Genomic DNA, 17,105 nt, shown 5'->3' with positions numbered 1-17,105 from the left:
TGGATAAATTTGATGAGCGCGAGGAATTTCCCTTCGCTTTCATTCGCCTCGCACCAGCAAGCGTCCTGGACCCGCATACCGGCCGGCCCATGAAGGCGACGCGACGCAACACCCCGGGCCGCCCGGCCGGCCCCAGGGCGCTCCGGTTCGCCCGGGGCACCCAGGTCACCCGCGGGGCGGCCGGAATCCCCCGTTCCACGCCCCCTCGTGACACACGCGTCCGCATTACCGACGGTTACTTCCTTGTTCCGTCGAGAGTAAATGTCCGAAAAACATTGTCCGGAAGTGAGCAGTGGCGCCCCACCTGCACCGGAGCGCCACAACGGGGCCGAGATGTGTGCCCCATGCACTTCGATCTTGCGTAAGTGATGTGCACAGTCGCTGGCTTGGACTATCTTCATCGCGTACTTGGTACGCACCTGTCGGTTCGTGGGAGTGCTTTCCCCCACTGCCTCACCCCCACCGGGCGCCGGAGAGCAAGGGGACAGCCATGCCAAAAGTCATTTCGCCATTGGACACGGGAGATCCGCTGGGGCCGCTCCCCCAAGAGTTCGCCACGATCATGCGGCCCGAACTGCCGAGCCTCATCAAGGAGATCGGCGTCGAGGTAACCCGGGCCTATCCGGAGTACGCACGCCTGCTCAGCGGGCCCAACGGCCAGGCCATTCGCGTCGGTGTCGAACAGAGCCTCTCCTCGTTCGTGGACCTGGTCGCCGAACCGTCCACATCGACTTCGCTGCGCGACGACATGTGCCGTCGGTTCGGACGTTTTGAGGCCTATGAAGGCCGCACCATGGAAACGCTTCAGGGCGCCTACCGGCTCGGCGCCCGTGTCGCACTGCGACGGGCGAAGAAGGTGGGCCGGAGCTACAACTTCTCGCCGACCCTGATGCTCAGTTTCGCCGACGCGCTCTTCACCTATATCGACGAGCTCGAATCGCTCTCCCGCGAGGGCTTCCTGGAGGTCCAGTCGCAGACGGGTGAGCAGGGCGAGGCCATGCGCCGGCGCCTGCTGCATCTGATCCTGGCCGGGCGCCCCGTCCCCCGTTCCGCCATCGCCGAGCTGTGCGAGCAGACCGGATGGGCGCTGCCCGAGGAGGTCACTCTTGTCGCGGTGCGTGCTCCCGCCGGATTGGACCGGGTCAGTGCCGACCGCGATGTCCTGGCCGATCTCAGTGATCCACAGCCGCACTTACTCATCCCGGGGCCACTCGACGACGCGCGAAGAAGCATGCTCGACCTGTCGCTCCTCGACGCTCACGCCGCGATCGGGCTGACCGTCCCCATCGCCCTGGCCTCGGACTCGATCCGCTGGGCCAGGAGAATCCTCGAACTCGTCGACGCGGGCGTCATCGACGACGCGCCGTTCATCCTCTGCGAGGACCACCTCATCACCCTGTGGCTGCTCTCCGACCCGGTCCTAGTGGACCAGCTCGCCCAGCGGGAACTCGCACCCATCGCCGGAATCAGCGCCACCCGCCGGGAGCGGCTGGTCGAGACCCTGCGCATCTGGCTCGACACCCGCGGCACCGCGGCCCACATGGGCGAACTGCTGGACGTGCACCCGCAGACCGTCCGCTACCGCATGCGCAACCTCGAGTCCATCTTCGGCGAGCAACTGATCGACCCCGAGAGCAGGTTCTCCACCGAGGCGGTACTACGAGCGCTGCAGTTGCAGTCCCGGAGTCAGGAATCCGCCCTGTAGCAGTCCCGCAGAACGGTTTCGAGCCGGATCACGGCCTTCACGGCGCGTCAACTTACTTGTGGGTAAGGCGAAATACCCGGTCACTCCCAAACGGTTGCCACACGGAGACGTTCTCAACGAGAAACCCGGAACTGCGTCCCGTACACATGGAGGAGTCGGCCGCCCACCCGGCGGCCGCACCCGACCGACCTCCTGGCCACCATTCGAGAGGGAACCCCCATGACCGCCTCGCACCTGCTCGTCCCCGTGCCGATCCCCGACCGGGTCGCCGCACTGATCGGGTCCTGCATCCCGCCACACATCCTGGCGGCGGAGTTCGACGCCGAGTGCGCCGCGCGCGAGGTCCGCAGGTTCCGCGGTCCGCGGCTCGGCATCGAGGACCAGGCCGACCGCGAACAGGCCCTGTCGGAGCTGGCCCGCGCCAACAAGACACTGGCCGCCCACCATCCCCTGCTGGCGGTGCGCCCCGGCAGCTCCTGGTGACTCCCCCGCTGTCGCACCTGCGCCGCACCGCCCTGCGAGGAGGAAGTGCGACGCCTGTCTTCCTCAGAAGGCGCTGATCCGCTGGAAGAGCGCCGGGGGCACCGACGCGGACTTCGAGACCCCGATCGCGGACGGCACCCGCACCATCCACGCGGGCCGCTCCGATGCCGAACCGCGCACGACCCCGGTGACATGGGACGCCATGTTCCTGAGGCCGGTTTCCGGCTACGGCAATCCCGTGAGGGCGTTCATGACGCGCAAGCTGACGGTGGCCGGCGACGTCGGTCTCGCCTGGGGCCCCACCCGCTGCGTCGGCATCCCGAAGACCTGAGGGCGACCGACCATGGGATGCACGGCTTCACCGACCGGAAACCGGACGCCCGACCGGCCCGCGCCGCCGGGGGCTGCACGGGGCAGGCGGCGGCAGGGACGTTCGAGGCCGGCCGCCCCGTTCGACGCACCGATGGACGCCGGGTGCAAGACGCCGCACATGATCCACCGGTCCACGGACAACCCTCCTGCCCGTATCGGCTGCCCACTCGGACGGGGCGGCGGCCCGGGAGGAACTTCTCCTGGAAGTCCGTGCCCCGGAAGGCCGGGGCGACCAGGGCCCGGCGCACTGCGTGCTCACGGCCGCTGAGCTGGAGGATGGTCCTGCCGTGGACGGGTTCGATCTGCCAGTCGTAACTGTCGGTGGTGAATTCCCCCGCCTTGTCCTTGAAGACCCGTTCCACGTCCTCGTAGCGGGAGATGATGTAGCTGTTCGTGGCGTCGTGCCTGATCAGCGGGGCGCTCTCGCGCATGATCCGGTAGGCCCCGTAGGGATCGGCGGCGAAGGCGGGCGAGAGAATGTCGGGTACGGGCGGCTCTTGCGAGGTGAGCGACTCTTTCGGGGCAGACGTCATGACGCTCCAGGGTCGTTGACGGGCAACGCCGCCAAGGTTATTGACGACCCGTCCGCTCACCCACCCTTTGGGGAAACACCATGGCCGCAGGCCCCCGCCAGTCCCTCCTCTTCGTCACCGACCTCGCCTACGAGGCCCGCGGGCGCCGCTACTGCGACGAGGACATCTTTCTGACGTCCCGCCTGCGCGAGGACTTCGACACGGCGCTCTGCCATCCGCGTGACGCCGCCGCGCTGCTGGACGGTTTCGACATGGCCGTCATACGCAACAGCGGCCCGGTGCTCCATTACCAGGAGGCGTACGACGCGTTCCGCGCACGGGCCCAGGAACTGGGCGCACGGGTCTACAACCCGCTGACCGGGCGGGGCGACATGGCGGGCAAGCAGTACCTGGTCGATCTGAGCCGCGCCGGGTACCCGGTGATTCCCACCGTTGACCGGGCGGCGGACCTGGGCCTGCTGCCCGAGGCCGACGGTTACGTGATCAAGCCGAAGCTGGGCGCGGACTCGGTCGGGCTGCGTTTCGTACGGACCTCCGAGCTGTCCTCCGAGCTGTCTTCCGAGGCGGACGGCACCCAGCTGATCCAGCCGCGGATCGACTTCCGCTACGAGGTGTCCTTCTACTTCGTCGACCGCGACTTCCAGTACGCGCTGCACGCGCCGCACCCGGAACGGCGCTGGGTGTTGGAGCCGTACGCGGCGAGTGCGGCGGATCTGGAGTTCGCCCGGTCCTTCGTGGACTGGAACACCCTCGACCACGGCATCCAGCGGGTGGACGCGTGCCGGACGGCGGACGGCGAGCTGTTGCTCGTCGAGCTGGAGGACCTCAATCCGTATCTCTCGCTGGACCGGGTGGCGGAGCCGGTGCGGGCGGCGTTCGTGACCCGGATGAAGGCGTCGCTGCGGGATCTGCCGGCCTGACACGTCCGGGCGTCCCCCGCATGCGGGTAACAGGGCGGGGTGTGAGGGTGCAAACGTGACCACTGCCAGCGAGACCGCCCCGGCCGCGCAGAGTGCCGCCGCGCCGCCGCTGCTCGATCCGCGCCGCCGCAACATCGTCTTCGCCACGATCGTGCTGGGCATTCTGCTGGCGGCGCTGGACCAGACGATCGTGGGTACCGCGCTGCCCACGATCGTCTCGGACCTCGGGGGCGCCGCCCATATGTCGTGGGTGGTCACGGCGTACCTCCTCGCCGAGACGGTGGCGACGGTCCTGGTCGGAAAGTTCGGCGACCTGTTCGGCCGGAAGGTCATCTTCCAGCTCTCGGCGATCATCTTCATCACCGGTTCGTTCCTCTGCGGTCTCGCGACGAACATGACGCTGCTGATCGTGTGGCGTGGTCTCCAGGGCATCGGCGCGGGCGGGCTCATGGTCACCTCGATGGCGTTGATCGCCGATGTGATCCCGCTGCGCGACCGCGGCAAGTACCAGGGTGCGATCGGCGCCGTCTTCGGTGTCTCCACGGTGATCGGGCCGCTGCTGGGCGGCCTCTTCACCGACCATCTGAGCTGGCGCTGGGCGTTCTACGTCAACGTGCCGATCGCGATCGCGGTGGTCATCGCCGCGGCCCGCACCATTCCGTCCGTGAAGGCGGCGGGGCGCCCGGTCATCGACTATCCGGGCATCGCGATGGTCACGGTCGGGGCGAGCTCCCTGATCCTGGCGACGAGCTGGGGCGGCAACCAGTACGCCTGGGGCTCCCCCGTCATCATCGGCCTGTTCGCCCTCGGGCTGGCCGCGCTCGCGATCTTCTGCTTCGTCGAGTTCGGGGCGAAGGAACCGATGCTGCCGATGCGGCTGTTCGGGAACCCGGTCTTCACGGTCTGCTCGATCCTCAGCTTCATCGTCGGGTTCGCGATGCTCGGCGCGATGATCTTCCTCCCGACGTATCTGCAGTACGTGGACGGGGACTCGGCGACCCTTTCGGGCGTCCGGACGCTGCCGATGGTCCTCGGTCTGCTGGCCGCGTCAATCTTCAGCGGCAACGTGGTCAGCAAGACCGGCCACTACCGGATCTTCCCCATCGTGGGCTCGCTGGTCATGGCGGTCGGTCTGTTCCTGCTCTCCCGGATGGGGCCGCACACCGGGACGTGGCTGGAGTCGCTGTACATGCTGGTTCTCGGGGTCGGCATCGGCCTGTCCATGCAGGTGCTGACGATCGCGGTGCAGAACACCGTCGACTACTCGGACCTGGGCACGGCGACCTCCGGCGTGACGTTCTTCCGCACGCTCGGCAGCGCCTTCGGCACCGCGGTGTTCGGCACGATCTACGCCAACACGCTCGGCCCGAACCTCAAGGACGGGATCGCGGCGGCGGCGCGGGCGGGCGGGAATCCGGCGGTGCTGGTGAAGGCGTCGCAAAGCCCGGAGGGGCTGCACTCGCTGCCCGGCGCCCAGTCGGCGCCGCTGGCCCAGGCGTACGCCGACACCCTGCACACGGTGTTCCTGTGGACGGTGCCGGTCGCGCTGCTCGGATTCGTCGTGGCGTTGTTCCTGAAGCAGGTGCCGCTGCGCGACACGGTACGGGCCGGCTCGACCGACATGGGTGAGGGCTTCGCCTCACCGAGCGCCGGCGACTCGGCCCGGCTGCTCGAATTCTCGGTGGCCAAGGTCCTCCAGCGGGTGGATCCGGACACGGCCCGGCGGATCATCGCCGAATCGGACACCCGGCTCGACATCGCGGGCGCCTGGGCGGTGATGCAGGTCGAGCTGTTCACCCGGATGGTCGGCCACGCGGGGCTCGGGCTGATCGCGGCCCGGCACCGGATTCCGCCGGAGGTACTGGTGCCCGTATTCGACCGGATGATCGAGGAGGGCTATATCACCGGGGACGGCCGCCTCTTCGCGCACACCGAGGCGGGCAACAGGGAGGCGGCGACCATCACCAACGCCTGGGCGGCATGGCTCAACGACCAGCTGGACCATGCCGGCGAGCGCCCGGACGACGCCCGGCTGCGCGCCGCGGTCGATGTCATCGCGAAGCGGCTGCTGGCGGAGGACCTGGCTCAGGAGCTGTCCCCGGCAGCCCGGGCCGGCGCACCGGTGTGACCCGGTGCACCGGTCCGGCACGGGGGGTGGTCCGAACTCGCGCGGCGGCCGGAGCCGTGCTTCTCAGTCGGTGAAGAGCGCCGACTCGTAGACCCAGGCGCCCTCGTACCGGACGAAGCGGCTCTTCTCATGGAGTGAGCCGGCGCGGCCGTTGTGCGTGAAGTGCGCCCGGAAGGTGACCGTGCCCGTGGTGTGGAAGGCGCTGCCCTCCGTCGCCCCCAGGATCTCCAGACGCTCCCAGCGCATCCCCGGGTCATCGAGGTCGAGGACCTCCGGCCGGGAATCGGGGTGCCAGGTGCGCAGCAGATAGGCGGCGTCATGGACGACGAAGGCGGAGTACCGCGAACGCATCAGCGCCTCGCAGGTCGGCGCGGCGGCCCCGGCATGCAGCCGCCCGCAGCACGCGCCGTACTCGGCGGGCATCCCGCACGGACATGGCGAGGCCGCGGTGATCTCGGCCGCGGAAGTGGTACGGGCGCTCGCGGCGGAAGGCCGCCGGGGGCGTGAGGTGCGTCGGGACATGGGTCCATTGTGGCCTGTGACAGGACCGCAACCGCGCGCCGGTGACCGTCAGCCGCGCCGCGAAGGACGAACAGCCGGGCGCAGGGACGGGGTTGACACCCAACGAGCGTACGGGTAGGAGTCCCGCCGATGGAGATCACCGAGCCGGCCGAAGGCGGACGAGGCTCCGCCGTTCAGCACATTCTTCTGCACCCTGGACCTGCTCCCCGTTACCTAATGGGCCATGAAGCCGGTGGATCGCTACCCGTTACCCGGCCCCACGAGGTCTGGAAAAAGACTGCGGCCTCCGGCTTCTCATCTCATGCGTTGTGGTGGTAGCGGTCGGTGCCGGGGAAGTCGCCAGCAGACCCCCGGGACTTGAGCCCTTGGACAAGAGCCGGCCCCCGGCCCCGTCCGCTACCACCACAACGAGCATGCCGTATCCAGTCCGATGATCAGATCGTTGAAGTCCGTGGTCCGAGCCGTTCGCAGGGGTCACCTCTCAAAGAGCCAGGAGCCGCACGAGCTCCCTCACAGACCGAGGGCCCTGCGGACCGCTGGGGTCACGAACGGCTAATCGGATGCAGGGCCATCGAGCCCTTCCATTAGGGAGACGCGTGCCCCCGCACGGCTGCGACCAGCAGCAACCCGCCCCCGATCGAGAGGACCTGAACCACACGATGAAAGTGTTCTGCGGCATCGACTGGGCCAGCGACCACCACGACATCGCCCTGGTCGACCACGAAGGAACCCTGTTAGGCCGGGCCCGGATCGACGACGACGCCACGGGCCTGCAACAGTTCCTCGACCTCCTCACCGCCCACGGCGACACCGCGGACACGCCGATCCCGGTGGCCATCGAGACCTCCCGCGGGCTGCTGGTCGCCTGCCTGCGGGCAACTGGACGGCCCGTCCACGCGATCAATCCGATGGCCGCTGCCCGGTACCGGGAGCGTCACGCGGTCGCCCGCAAGAAGTCCGACCACCTCGACGCCATGGTCCTGGCGAACATCCTCCGCACGGACATGGCCGTCCCCCGGCAACTGCCAGCCGACAGCGAACTCGTCCAGGCCATCGCGGTGCTCGCCCGGGCTCAGCAGGACGCGGTCTGGGACCGCACCCAGGCCAGCAACAAGCTCCGCTCCCACCTGCGGGAGTACTTCCCCGGCTTCCTCGGAGCCTTCCAGGACACCCGCGAAGGGCTGTGCCTACCCGCCGCCCGCGTCATCCTGGCCGCCGCCCCCACCCGGGCCCAGGCCGCCAGACTCACCCGCCCCCAGTTGCGGTCACTGCTGAGGAAAGCCGGCCGCAAGCGCGGCATCGAAGAGACGAAGCAACCGCCTTCCCACCGCCCGAGACCGCCCGCCTACCTGTCGCCGCTTGACAGATCAACCGAATCGGATCGGGCAGGTCGGTCAGTTGCCGGTACGGGTCGGGACGCGAGAGGCCAGTGGACCGCATCGACTTGTCCCGACACGCATTCGGCCGCTTCCCGCAAGTCCTTTGGGTGCTAAGCGAATTATGGGGGTGTATCAACACCGAAAACACAAGCCCAGGTCCATGACACGTGGTTAGTGTGATCAGGTGACGGAATTCAGCGCCCTTGGTGACAGCACGGAATGGCAGAAGGACTTCGAGCGGCGGCTTCGCGCCTCGTACGCTGCCGCAGGGCTCGGTGCGGCTGCGGCGGAGCGTAAGCTCAAGGGCGTACGCGATGGCATCGGCGACTGGACCGTCGCCGAAATCACGGACGCCGGGACCCGGGTGGGATACGTCGCCGTGGCTGTGGCCGACGACAACGGCACGCTCGCAGGCCGTATCGGCGATCTCCGGGTCGACGCGCCCCAGGCCGACCGGGGGCATGAGCAGGCCGCCCGCGCCTGGGCCGAGGTCTGGTGCGCGGAGCGCGGCGCACGCCGGCTGGACGTACGGCTCATCGAACCCGCGGAAGAGCTGTTCGACGGCTACTCCGTCCGGGGCCAGACCAGGATGCGCCTCATCACTTCCCCGCCGGAACCCCTCGACGGCGTCACGGCACGGCCGATGACCGAGGCCGAATATCCCCAGTGGCTCGCCTCCGAGAAGGTCGCCTACGTCGGCGACATCGTCCGGGCGGGCACCCTGAGCCCCGAGGAGGCCGTACGCAAGTCCGACCGCGACTTCGCGGAGCTGATCCCCGAGGGCCTGGCGACGCCCGACAACACGTTCCTGGTGCTCGAGGCAGCGGGCGAGCAGATCGGCACCGGCTGGTTGAAGCACGGCTTCCTCCCCGACGTCACTTACGGCTACGCGCTGCACGTCCACGAGCAGCACCGCGGCAAGGGGTACGGGCGGGCCGCGATGGCGGCCGGCGAGCAGGCCACGCTCGCGGCCGGCGACTCGGCGCTGATGTTCACCGTGTGGGGCGGCAACGAGGTGGCCATGAACCTGTACACAAGCGCCGGCTACCGGGTCATGGAGGAGAACCGTTCCATCGGCCTTCCCCGCACAGCCGACTCCGGCTCAGCGGCCTGAGGCACGGCGGAACCGCCGACCCCCTGGGGAACTCCGGCACGGCTTGACAGATCAACTGCATCGGATGTCTTTTTCGTGGCCCCGAAATGGGGCTCCCGGCCTCCGGGCCCGGCATGACTGTGTCCCCCTGTCGTACGCATGATCCGGGGGGTGGTGTCACCGGGCACCGGAGGCACCGGTAGACCGCTGATTAGGGGCACGACCGCCGACCCGGCGACGGGTACGGCAGGCCTTCGTGACGTGGATGCCGGCATCTGGTGCCGTAGGTGAGGCCGGGGACGCAAGCGCATCAGCGGAGGCTGTACGTGATCGAGATCGGTGAGGTGGCCGTCTTCCTCGGCCTGGACGTCGGCAAGGGCGAGCACCAAGGGCGGGGCCTGACCCCGGCCGGCAAGACCGTCTTCGACAAGCGGCTGCCCAACAGCGAACCCAAGCTGCGGGCCCTGTTCGACAAACTGAGTGCGAAGTACGGCACCGTCCTGGTGATCGTCGACCAGCCCGCCAACATCGGCGCTCTGCCGCTGGCCGTCGCCCGCGACGCGGGCTGCCTGGTCGCTTACCTGCCCGGCCTGACTATGCGCCGGATCGCCGACCTCTACCCCGGCGAGGCCAAGACCGACGCCCGCGACGCGTTCATCATCGCCGACGCCGCCCGCACCATGCCCCACACCCTGCGCGCCCTGGCCGCCACCGACGAGACCATCGCCGAGCTCGACATGCTCGCCGGATACGACGACGACCTCGCCGGCGAAGTCACCCGCACCGCCAACCGGCTGCGCGGCCTGCTCACCCAGATCCACCCCTCGCTGGAACGGGTCCTGGGCCCGCGCATCCAGCACCCGGCCGTCCTCACCATCCTGGAGCGATACGGCTCCCCGGCCCTGATCCGCAAAGCCGGACGTCGCCGCCTGATCACTCTGATCCGGCCCCAGGCACCGAGAATGGCAGAGCGCCTGATCGAGGACATCTTCACCGCCCTCGACGAGCAGACCGTCGTCGTCGCGGGCACCACCATCGTGCCCGGCCTCGCCACCCAGCTGCGCGCCCACCTCACGCAACGCGCCGCCCTGGAACGGCAGATCGCCGACCTTCTGGAGGCCCACCCTCTTTCGAAGCTCCTGACGTCGATGCCGGGGATAGGCGTCAGGACCGGCACGCGCATCCTCATCGACGTCGGCGGACGCCAGCACCTTCGCCACCTCCGGCCACCTCGCGGCCTACGCCGGGCTGGCCCCCGCCTCCCGTATCTCCGGTTCCTCCATCCGCGGCGAACAACCGTCCAGACGCGGGAACAAGCAGCTCAAACGCGCCTTCTTCCTCGCCGCGTTCGCCTCCCTCGCCGACCCGGCCTCCCGCACCTACTACGACCGCAAACGCGCCCAGGGCAAAACCCACACCCAAGCTCTCCTCTGCCTCGCCCGACGCCGCGTCGACGTGCTGTTCGCCATGCTCCGCGACGGCACCTTCTACGAATCACGACCCGCAGCGGCCGCCTGACCTGGAACGCAAGGCCAGTGAGCCCCTGCCGGGGAGGGCTCCTGCACACGCGGGCATGCGGAGCGCAACGTCCGGCGGATCTACCTAGCCCAACGCCAACTCCGCGACCTTCTGATCCCCGCTCATCTCCCCCGTCGGCCGGAACCCGAGCCCCAGGCAAAACCCCTCGGGGCCGTCCTCGCCCGGGTGCCAGGTGGTGGTCAGGCGGGTGCCGCCGCGGCGGCGGATTTCAGCGGCCACGGACTCGACCGCGAAGCGGCCATAGCCGCGGCCCTGTTCGCCGGCCGCGATATCAAGCCGCCACAGGCCCGAGCGGATGTCGGTGCCCCTGCCGTCGCCCGCGAAGTCGATATCGAGGAAGGCCATGAGGAAGCCGACGGGCCGGTCGCCGTCGAAGATGATGCGAGGCCAAGCGATGCCTGGGTACACGTACGCCTCGGCGAGGGACTTCACGACCGGCACGACCAGGTGCTCCTGGTCGGGGCGGACCTTCAGGCCGATCGCGACGTCGACGTTGGCGGCAGTGACCGTTTCCAGGCGGAGCGTAGTCGTCATGCGGGAACCGTAAGCCAGCGGCGGCGGGGCGGATCAAGTGATCTTCCCGGCGCTGCACACCTCCCGCAGACGGCGGCACCGCCAACCTCCCCTCGGCTCCACGCCGTGGTCCACGAAGCACGACTTTGGGCCGAACACCCCGACCCGACACTTGACGAAAGAGATAGGGGCACCCCCCTCGTCGATTTCGGCCAGGAGAAGGCGTTCGACCCGCAGGGCCGGCACCAGTGGCTGTCGTACCTGCTGATCGTCACGGGGTGGCTGCTCGCGACGACGATCGCCGCGGGTATCACCCGTTCCGTCGGCCGGCCGTGAGGGGCGCCCACCGGCGGGCGCTGCCACGGAGGCTGTCCAGGCACTTTCGAGCACATCGGCCCCGAACGCACGGTGGCCCGCGTCCGGAACCAGTGCGTCAAGGCCGTCCACGAGCGTGATCCCCCCGGCCCGCCGCCGGTCAGGTCAGGTCGGGTCAGGTCAGGTCAGGTCAGCAGGAAATCCGCCTGACCGGCCTTGGCTCCCTGGATGAAGGCAGCGATCTCGCGGTGGCTGTAGATCAGGGCGGGGCCGTCGGGGTCCGCGGACTGGCGCATGGCGATTCTTCCGTCGGAGAGCTTCATGGCCTCGACGCAGTTGCCGCCGTTGCCACCGCTCCACGGCTTGTACCAGCCCTCGGAGCCGAGTTCGGCGGCCGGCATGCCGTTGTATATGGGTGTCATCACAGCTCCTTGCGGAAGCCCCGGAGGATTTCCTTCGTGCGTTGTGCAGTCGCGGCCTGGGCCGCCATGCGGTCCATGACCTCGAGGTAGGAGGCCACCTCGGGGCGCGCGTCGAAGTAGACGGCCCCGGTCAGGTACTCGCTGTAGACCATGTCGGGGAGCTCCGGGACACCGAACCGGAAGAGCACGAAGGGTCCGTAGGTACCCGCGTGATGGCCGGTCGAGAACTCGGCTATCTGGAGGGTCACGTTGGGCATCGCGGTCGCTTCCAGCAGCTGGTCGATCTGGGCGCGCATGGACTGCGGGCTGCCCACCGGGCGGCGCAGCACCGTCTCGTCCATCACCACCCACAGCCGCGGGGCGTCCGGCTGGGTGAGCAGGGACTGCCGCTGCATCCGCAGCGCCACATGGCGCTCGATGTCCTCCGGCCTGGTCTGGCCGACCGCTCCGGTGCGCATCACCGAGCGCGCGTAGTCCTCGGTCTGCAACAGCCCGGGCACGAAGTGCGGCTCGTACATGCGCAGGAGGCTCGCGGCGCCCTCCAGGCTGACGTACATGCTGAACCAGTCGGGCAGCACGTCGTGGAAGCGCTGCCACCAGCCCGGCTTGTTGGCCTCCTCGGCGAGGACGACGAAGGCGTCGGCCTCGTCCTCGGCGATGCCGTAGGCCTTCAGGAGCAGTTGCACATAGGCGATCTTGAGAGCAACCTCGGCCGTCTCCAGCCTGCGTATCGTCGCTGGTGCGACGCGCAGCACTTTGGCAGCCTGATCCCGGCTCAGGCCGACACGTTCCCGCAGATCCTGCAGGCGCTTGCCGAGAACGACCTGACCCACGGTCGGGGCGGACCGCGGTTCACTCACTTCAGACCTCCCCATGCACTGTTTGCCAGCAGTGTGCCATGCGCGTGCCACCAAGGACACAGCCACTCTGGAATTTTCAGAGTGCCCCTTGCCAAGTGTTCACGACAGGGGGAGAGTTGGTGAGTGAACCAGTTCACCAGTCGCGCCCGCTCCCATTCCGGAGGATCGCGAAGCGTGACGCAGCCCCCACTGTGAGGATTCGGTCGTGGCACCTGGCAGTGCGCTCATCCCCCGGCTCATGGATCTCAGCCCCGGGACGGAAGCGCTCCGGTACTGCTTCGCGCTGCCGGCGCGCCCTGAGTCCGTGGCTGTTGCCCGGCAGATGACGCGGGCCCGGCTGGATGAGTGGCGGCTGGACGACGACGCACACGACGCGGCGATCCTCATCGTGTCCGAACTGGTCACCAACGCGGTGGTGCACACCGCCAGCTCTCGCGTCGTGTGCGAGCTGCGCTGCCTCGACAACCGGCTGCGCATAGCCGTACAGGACCAAGGACACCAGCCCGGCGGGCCGCGGTTGTGCCGCAGCGCCGACGACGAGCACGGGCGCGGCCTGCTGCTCGTCGACGCGATGTGCAGTGCCTGGGGGTCCCGCGACGCCGGGAACGGCTCGGGCCGCATCGTCTGGGCAGAACTGCCGCACGGCTCGGAGCGCTCATGCTGAAGAACGCCATGTCCCATTTCCTCGGAGTCCGCCGGTCCCGTGGGCCGGGCTGCCCCGGTGACGGCGGACGCGTTCAACTCCCACTCCCCTCGGCCTTTTCGGCGAGCCTGGGCTACGACGCGGTGGGGGTTCCGGCGCGGTACGGCTTCCGGCTGATGTCGCATCTGCCGCGCACCGGCTGCGTCTTCGACGACGGGGAGCGCTGGTGGTGGATCGTCCCGTCGGGCTCCGACCTCGATCTGAACTGGCCCGCGCAGACGGCGTACGCGCGGGAGGCCTACGTCCGCGCGGTGCGGCCCCGGTTGATCCACCAACCCGACAGCCGTACGCCGTACACACCGCCGATCCCGCTGTACCTGATGGTCTGCCAGGTGGCCGGGGTGACGCCGTCGTGGGCGTCCGCGGGCGGCCCGTACGTCCCCTCCACCCCCTGACCGGCGGACAGACGTAAGGGCGGGGGCCCGGGACATCGGGCGATGCCCGGATGGCGCCCAGGAAGTGGGGGCCCTGTTCAGCCTTCCGGCCCGTCCGCGTACGGCCGGAGACCACCCTCACCCCACTCGGTGTCGCCCGGAGCGGTGAGGGTGATCCGGGGTGCTACTCCAGATAGGCGAGTCCCGGGTGCGCCCGGGTATAGCCGTCGACCAGTCGACGGGCGACCGAGACCGAGTCGACCAGTGGGTGCAGGGCGAATGCCCGGACCGCGTCGGCGCGCGAACCGCTCGCCGCCGCGTCCAGCACCGCGCGCTCGACGGCCTTCACCGAGGTGACCAGGCCGACGGCGTGGTACGGGAGCGGATCGACGGCGACGGGATGGGCGCCGTTCGCGTCCACGAGGCAGGGCACCTCGATGACGGCGTCCGCGTCGAGCACCGAAAGGGTGGTGCGGTTACGGACGTTGAGGATCAGGGAGGTCCTCTCGTTCCGGGCGACGGCCCGCATGAGGGCCAGCGCGACCTGCTCGTAGCCGCCGGAGCCGAGATCGCTCTCGTCGCGCTCACCGGCCCCGGCGACATCCCGGTTCTCCGACATGTAGGTGGCCTCGCGCTCGGCGCGGGTCCGGTCCCAGGTGGCCAGCGCGGGAGTGCCCGGGTCCTTCATCCGGCCGTAGAAGCCCTCCTGCTGTTCGCGGAGGAAGGCTCCCCGGGTCTGCTCCGCCTCCTGGTAGGCGCGGACCGCCTCGCGGTTGAAGTAGTAGTAGTGCAGGTACTCGTTGGGGACCGCGCCCAGGGACCGCAGCCAGTCGGTGCCGAAGAGCCTGCCCTCCTCGAACGAGCCGAGCAGCTCCGGGTCGGCGAACAGGCGCGGGAGTTCGTCCCGGCCCTCGACGTACAGCCCGCGCACCCAGCCGAGGTGGTTGAGCCCGACGTAGTCGACGCGGGCCCGGTCGGGGTCCGCGCCGAGCACCCGGGCGATACGGCGCCCTAGGCCGACCGGCGAGTCGCAGATGCCGATGACGCGGTCGCCGAGATACCGGGACATGGCCTCGGTGACCAGGCCTGCGGGGTTGGTGAAGTTGATGACCCAGGCGTGCGGGGCGAGCCGGGCGATGCGCCGGGCCAGGTCGACGGCGACCGGCACGGTGCGCAGTCCGTAGGCGATTCCGCCCGCCCCGACGGTCTCCTGGCCGAGCACGCCCTCGTCGAGGGCCACCCGCTCGTCGGCGGCCCGGCCCGCGAGCCCGCCGACCCGGATCGCCGAGAAGACGAAGTCGGCGCCGCGCAAGGCCTCGTCGAGCTCACTGGTGGCGACGACGGTCGGCGCGTCCGGCATGCCCGCGGCCTGTTCGGTGAGCACCCTGGCGACGGCGGTGAGCCGGTCCGTGTCCGTGTCGTAGAGGGTGACGGTGCGGACCCGCCCCTCGGCATGGTCGGCGAGCAGCGCCCCGTACACCAGAGGAACCCGGAACCCGCCGCCACCCAGAATTGTCAGCTTCACGCTTCCGCATGGTACGTGGGGGTACCGCGAAGGGGTCAGCGCGACGGGCCGGTGCCGCCGGGCGGACGACGGCCCGGTGGAAGCGGAAGTCCTGATCCGCCTCCACCGGGCCGTCGCCGTCATCCGCTGCCGGTCAGTAGCCGCTCCACCAGCGGGTCACGACGCTCCACAGCCGGGCCGGGGCCGCTGGCCTGCGCTGGTGCGGGATCAGGCCCGCCGCCGCCTCGCCCGGTGCTGCCGCCGAGCCGTTGACCGCGGCGGTCGCTCCCGTGGGGCCGGAGTCCGCCGACGCGTTGTCCGGTTCCGGCGGTACGGGGACGCGGACGGGGATCGGGGCGGTGTGGCGGACCGCCGACTGCACCTCCCATTCCTGGCGCGTGGGGTTCGGCTTGCCCATGGACGGCGGCTCCCGGTCGTCCTGCGGGGGGCGCGACGCGAACTCGGCCGGAAGGGAGAGCAGATGACGGCTCATGAAGTTGCCGACCCATTGGAGCTCACTCTCCTCGACGGCGAGTTCGAGGTCGGGCAGCCGCAGCAGCAGCGCGTCGACGCCGACGTCCGCGATGGCGCGCCCGATGTCCTGCCCCGGGCATTCGTGCGGGCCGCCGCTGAACGCGAGGTGGGCGCGGTTGCCCTCCATGTTGGTGTCGAGGTCGGGCCGTACCACCGGGTCGGTGTTGGCCGGGGCGATGCCGACGATCATCGCGTCGCCCGCCTTGATGCGCTGCCCGCCCAGCTCCGTGTCGCCGACCGCCCAGCGGCCGAAGACCGCGGTGAACGGCGGCTCGTCCCACAGGGTCTGCTCGACCGCCTCCGGGACGGTCATGTGGCCGCCGCTGAGCCTGGCCCGGAACCGCGGGTCGGTGAGGACCATGCGGAGCACGTTGGCGATCAGGTTGGTGGTCGCCTCGTAGGAGGCGATCAGGATGAGCCGCAGATGCTCGGCGACCTCCTGGTCGTTCATGGCCGCGGGGTGCTCGACGAGCCAGGTGGCGAAGTCGTCCGCGGGTTCGCGGCGGCGCCGCTCGACGAGACGGCTCAGCGCGGCGAGCACATAGGAGTTGCTCTGGACGGCGGTGGCCGTGCCCCGGGTCATGTCGCGGGCGGCCTGCACCATCTGGTCGTTGTACTCCTCGGGCATGCCGAGGATCGCGCACATCACCATCATGGGCAGCCGCTCGGCGAACTCGCTGACCAGGTCGGTGCGGCCCTCCCGGCAGAAGTCGTTGACGAGCCGGTTGCTGTAACGGTTGACGTGGCGGCGGACGCCGCGGGTGTCGATCCGGCCCATGGAGTCGGTGACAGCGCCGCGCTGGCGCTCGTGCGTGGCACCGTCGGCGAAGACGCATACCGGCTGCCAGGTGAAGATCGGGGCCAGCGGGTGGTCGGGCGCCACGCTGCCGTCCTGCAGGGCTCGCCAGCGGCGGGAGTCGCGGGAGAACTGCGAAGGGGTACGGGTCATGTGCAGGTTCTCGCTGTGCCCGAGGACCAGCCAGGCCGGTACGTCACCGTGCAGCAGCACGGGCGCCACCGTGCCGTGTTCGGTGCGCAGCTTCTCGTACAGACCGTGCGGATCCTGTTCGGCCTCGGGGCCGTAGAGCCGTCGCAGGCCGCCTGGGCCGATGCCCAGGCCGTGGGCCGGGCATTCGGGGGGCGGAACAGGCCCCGTGGCCGCTCCGGGCTCGTAGTGGAATGAGGTTGTCACGATCGCTCCAGGGA

At 69.6% G+C, this 17,105-nt stretch carries 14 protein-coding genes and 4 pseudogenes; 11 read left to right on the top strand and 7 right to left on the bottom strand.

Annotated elements, in window-relative coordinates:
* Nucleotides 1-490 precede the first annotated feature (490 nt).
* The 3 genes and pseudogenes from FHX80_RS27655 to FHX80_RS36045 form a co-directional block, all read left to right on the top strand.
* Nucleotides 491-1,705 carry a PucR-like N-terminal domain-containing protein gene (locus FHX80_RS27655; RefSeq protein ID WP_145766677.1) on the top strand — a complete coding sequence of 405 codons (1,215 nt, stop codon included), beginning with the start codon at nucleotides 491-493 and terminating at the stop codon, nucleotides 1,703-1,705.
* Nucleotides 1,706-1,924: 219 nt separating this feature from the next.
* Entirely contained in the window at nucleotides 1,925-2,188 is a 264-nt protein-coding gene (locus tag FHX80_RS27650) for a hypothetical protein (RefSeq protein ID WP_145766676.1), read from the top strand.
* Nucleotides 2,189-2,258: 70 nt separating this feature from the next.
* Nucleotides 2,259-2,519, top strand: a pseudogene (locus FHX80_RS36045) (SCP2 sterol-binding domain-containing protein); the annotation flags it as partial.
* Nucleotides 2,520-2,745: 226 nt separating this feature from the next.
* On the opposite strand, the pseudogene FHX80_RS36040 reads toward FHX80_RS36045, so the two are convergent.
* A pseudogene (locus FHX80_RS36040) lies at nucleotides 2,746-3,093 on the bottom strand (cytochrome P450); the annotation flags it as partial.
* Nucleotides 3,094-3,173: 80 nt separating this feature from the next.
* On the opposite strand from FHX80_RS36040, the gene FHX80_RS27640 reads away from it, so the two are divergent.
* Nucleotides 3,174-4,013, top strand: coding sequence for a hypothetical protein (locus FHX80_RS27640; RefSeq protein WP_145766675.1), 840 nt, complete (start codon nucleotides 3,174-3,176; stop codon nucleotides 4,011-4,013).
* Nucleotides 4,014-4,068: 55 nt separating this feature from the next.
* Nucleotides 4,069-6,141 carry an MDR family MFS transporter gene (locus FHX80_RS27635; RefSeq protein ID WP_145766674.1) on the top strand — a complete coding sequence of 691 codons (2,073 nt, stop codon included), beginning with the start codon at nucleotides 4,069-4,071 and terminating at the stop codon, nucleotides 6,139-6,141.
* 63 nt (nucleotides 6,142-6,204) lie between these two features.
* Here FHX80_RS27635 and FHX80_RS27630 read toward each other — a convergent pair whose 3' ends face one another.
* On the bottom strand, nucleotides 6,205-6,663 hold the full coding sequence (locus FHX80_RS27630; protein WP_145766673.1) for a YchJ family protein: 459 nt from the start codon (nucleotides 6,661-6,663) through the stop codon (nucleotides 6,205-6,207).
* A gap of 659 nt (nucleotides 6,664-7,322) precedes the next feature.
* On the opposite strand from FHX80_RS27630, the pseudogene FHX80_RS27625 reads away from it, so the two are divergent.
* The 3 genes and pseudogenes from FHX80_RS27625 to FHX80_RS27615 all read left to right on the top strand — a co-directional run.
* Nucleotides 7,323-7,967, top strand: a pseudogene (locus FHX80_RS27625) (IS110 family transposase); the annotation flags it as partial.
* 259 nt (nucleotides 7,968-8,226) lie between these two features.
* Entirely contained in the window at nucleotides 8,227-9,156 is a 930-nt protein-coding gene (locus FHX80_RS27620; protein ID WP_145766672.1) for a GNAT family N-acetyltransferase, read from the top strand.
* A 305-nt stretch (nucleotides 9,157-9,461) separates the two neighbouring features.
* Nucleotides 9,462-10,653: pseudogene (locus FHX80_RS27615) on the top strand (IS110 family RNA-guided transposase).
* Nucleotides 10,654-10,737: 84 nt separating this feature from the next.
* Here FHX80_RS27615 and FHX80_RS27610 read toward each other — a convergent pair.
* On the bottom strand, nucleotides 10,738-11,208 hold the full coding sequence (locus FHX80_RS27610; protein ID WP_145766671.1) for a GNAT family N-acetyltransferase: 471 nt from the start codon (nucleotides 11,206-11,208) through the stop codon (nucleotides 10,738-10,740).
* Between the two features lie 105 nt (nucleotides 11,209-11,313).
* Between FHX80_RS27610 and FHX80_RS27605 the strand changes: the two genes are divergently transcribed.
* Entirely contained in the window at nucleotides 11,314-11,523 is a 210-nt protein-coding gene (locus FHX80_RS27605) for a hypothetical protein (protein ID WP_208764736.1), read from the top strand.
* A 164-nt stretch (nucleotides 11,524-11,687) separates the two neighbouring features.
* On the opposite strand, the gene FHX80_RS27600 is transcribed toward FHX80_RS27605, so the two are convergent.
* Together FHX80_RS27600 and FHX80_RS27595 are read right to left on the bottom strand one after the other, a co-directional pair.
* Nucleotides 11,688-11,924, bottom strand: a complete 237-nt coding sequence (locus FHX80_RS27600; RefSeq protein WP_123464329.1) for a DUF397 domain-containing protein — start codon at nucleotides 11,922-11,924, stop codon at nucleotides 11,688-11,690.
* Nucleotides 11,924-12,784: a helix-turn-helix domain-containing protein gene (locus FHX80_RS27595; protein WP_145766670.1), complete on the bottom strand. Its 861-nt coding sequence runs from the start codon at nucleotides 12,782-12,784 to the stop codon at nucleotides 11,924-11,926. The genes FHX80_RS27600 and FHX80_RS27595 overlap by 1 nt, the downstream gene beginning before the upstream one ends.
* Nucleotides 12,785-12,989: 205 nt before the next feature.
* Here FHX80_RS27595 and FHX80_RS27590 point away from each other — a divergent pair, with 205 nt between their 5' ends.
* Complete coding sequence (locus tag FHX80_RS27590; protein WP_145766669.1) at nucleotides 12,990-13,448, top strand: ATP-binding protein; 459 nt, start codon at nucleotides 12,990-12,992, stop codon at nucleotides 13,446-13,448.
* Nucleotides 13,442-13,882 carry a hypothetical protein gene (locus FHX80_RS27585; RefSeq protein ID WP_145766668.1) on the top strand — a complete coding sequence of 147 codons (441 nt, stop codon included), beginning with the start codon at nucleotides 13,442-13,444 and terminating at the stop codon, nucleotides 13,880-13,882. The genes FHX80_RS27590 and FHX80_RS27585 overlap by 7 nt, the downstream gene beginning before the upstream one ends.
* Before the next feature lie 163 nt (nucleotides 13,883-14,045).
* Here FHX80_RS27585 and FHX80_RS27580 read toward each other — a convergent pair whose 3' ends face one another.
* Nucleotides 14,046-15,386, bottom strand: a complete 1,341-nt coding sequence (locus FHX80_RS27580; protein ID WP_145766667.1) for a 6-phospho-beta-glucosidase — start codon at nucleotides 15,384-15,386, stop codon at nucleotides 14,046-14,048.
* A gap of 133 nt (nucleotides 15,387-15,519) precedes the next feature.
* Nucleotides 15,520-17,091 (bottom strand): cytochrome P450, encoded by a 1,572-nt coding sequence (locus FHX80_RS27575; RefSeq protein WP_145766666.1) that lies wholly within the window; start codon nucleotides 17,089-17,091, stop codon nucleotides 15,520-15,522.
* Nucleotides 17,092-17,105: the final 14 nt, after the last annotated feature.

Source organism: Streptomyces brevispora, assembly GCF_007829885.1.
GTDB lineage: Bacteria > Actinomycetota > Actinomycetes > Streptomycetales > Streptomycetaceae > Streptomyces > Streptomyces brevispora.
The sequence above is the reverse complement of the archived record's forward strand: the minus strand, read 5'-3'. Positions and strand labels throughout refer to the sequence as shown.

Excerpts from the sequence above, each read along its gene's own strand:
- FHX80_RS27610 (WP_145766671.1), bottom strand. The coding sequence starts at position 11,208 with ATGACGACTACGCTCCGCCTGGAAACGGTCACTGCCGCCAACGTCGAC.
- FHX80_RS27630 (WP_145766673.1), bottom strand. The coding sequence starts at position 6,663 with ATGTCCCGACGCACCTCACGCCCCCGGCGGCCTTCCGCCGCGAGCGCC.
- FHX80_RS27600 (WP_123464329.1), bottom strand. The coding sequence starts at position 11,924 with ATGACACCCATATACAACGGCATGCCGGCCGCCGAACTCGGCTCCGAG.
- FHX80_RS27655 (WP_145766677.1), top strand. The coding sequence starts at position 491 with ATGCCAAAAGTCATTTCGCCATTGGACACGGGAGATCCGCTGGGGCCG.
- FHX80_RS27650 (WP_145766676.1), top strand. The coding sequence starts at position 1,925 with ATGACCGCCTCGCACCTGCTCGTCCCCGTGCCGATCCCCGACCGGGTC.
- FHX80_RS27585 (WP_145766668.1), top strand. The coding sequence starts at position 13,442 with ATGCTGAAGAACGCCATGTCCCATTTCCTCGGAGTCCGCCGGTCCCGT.
- FHX80_RS27640 (WP_145766675.1), top strand. The coding sequence starts at position 3,174 with ATGGCCGCAGGCCCCCGCCAGTCCCTCCTCTTCGTCACCGACCTCGCC.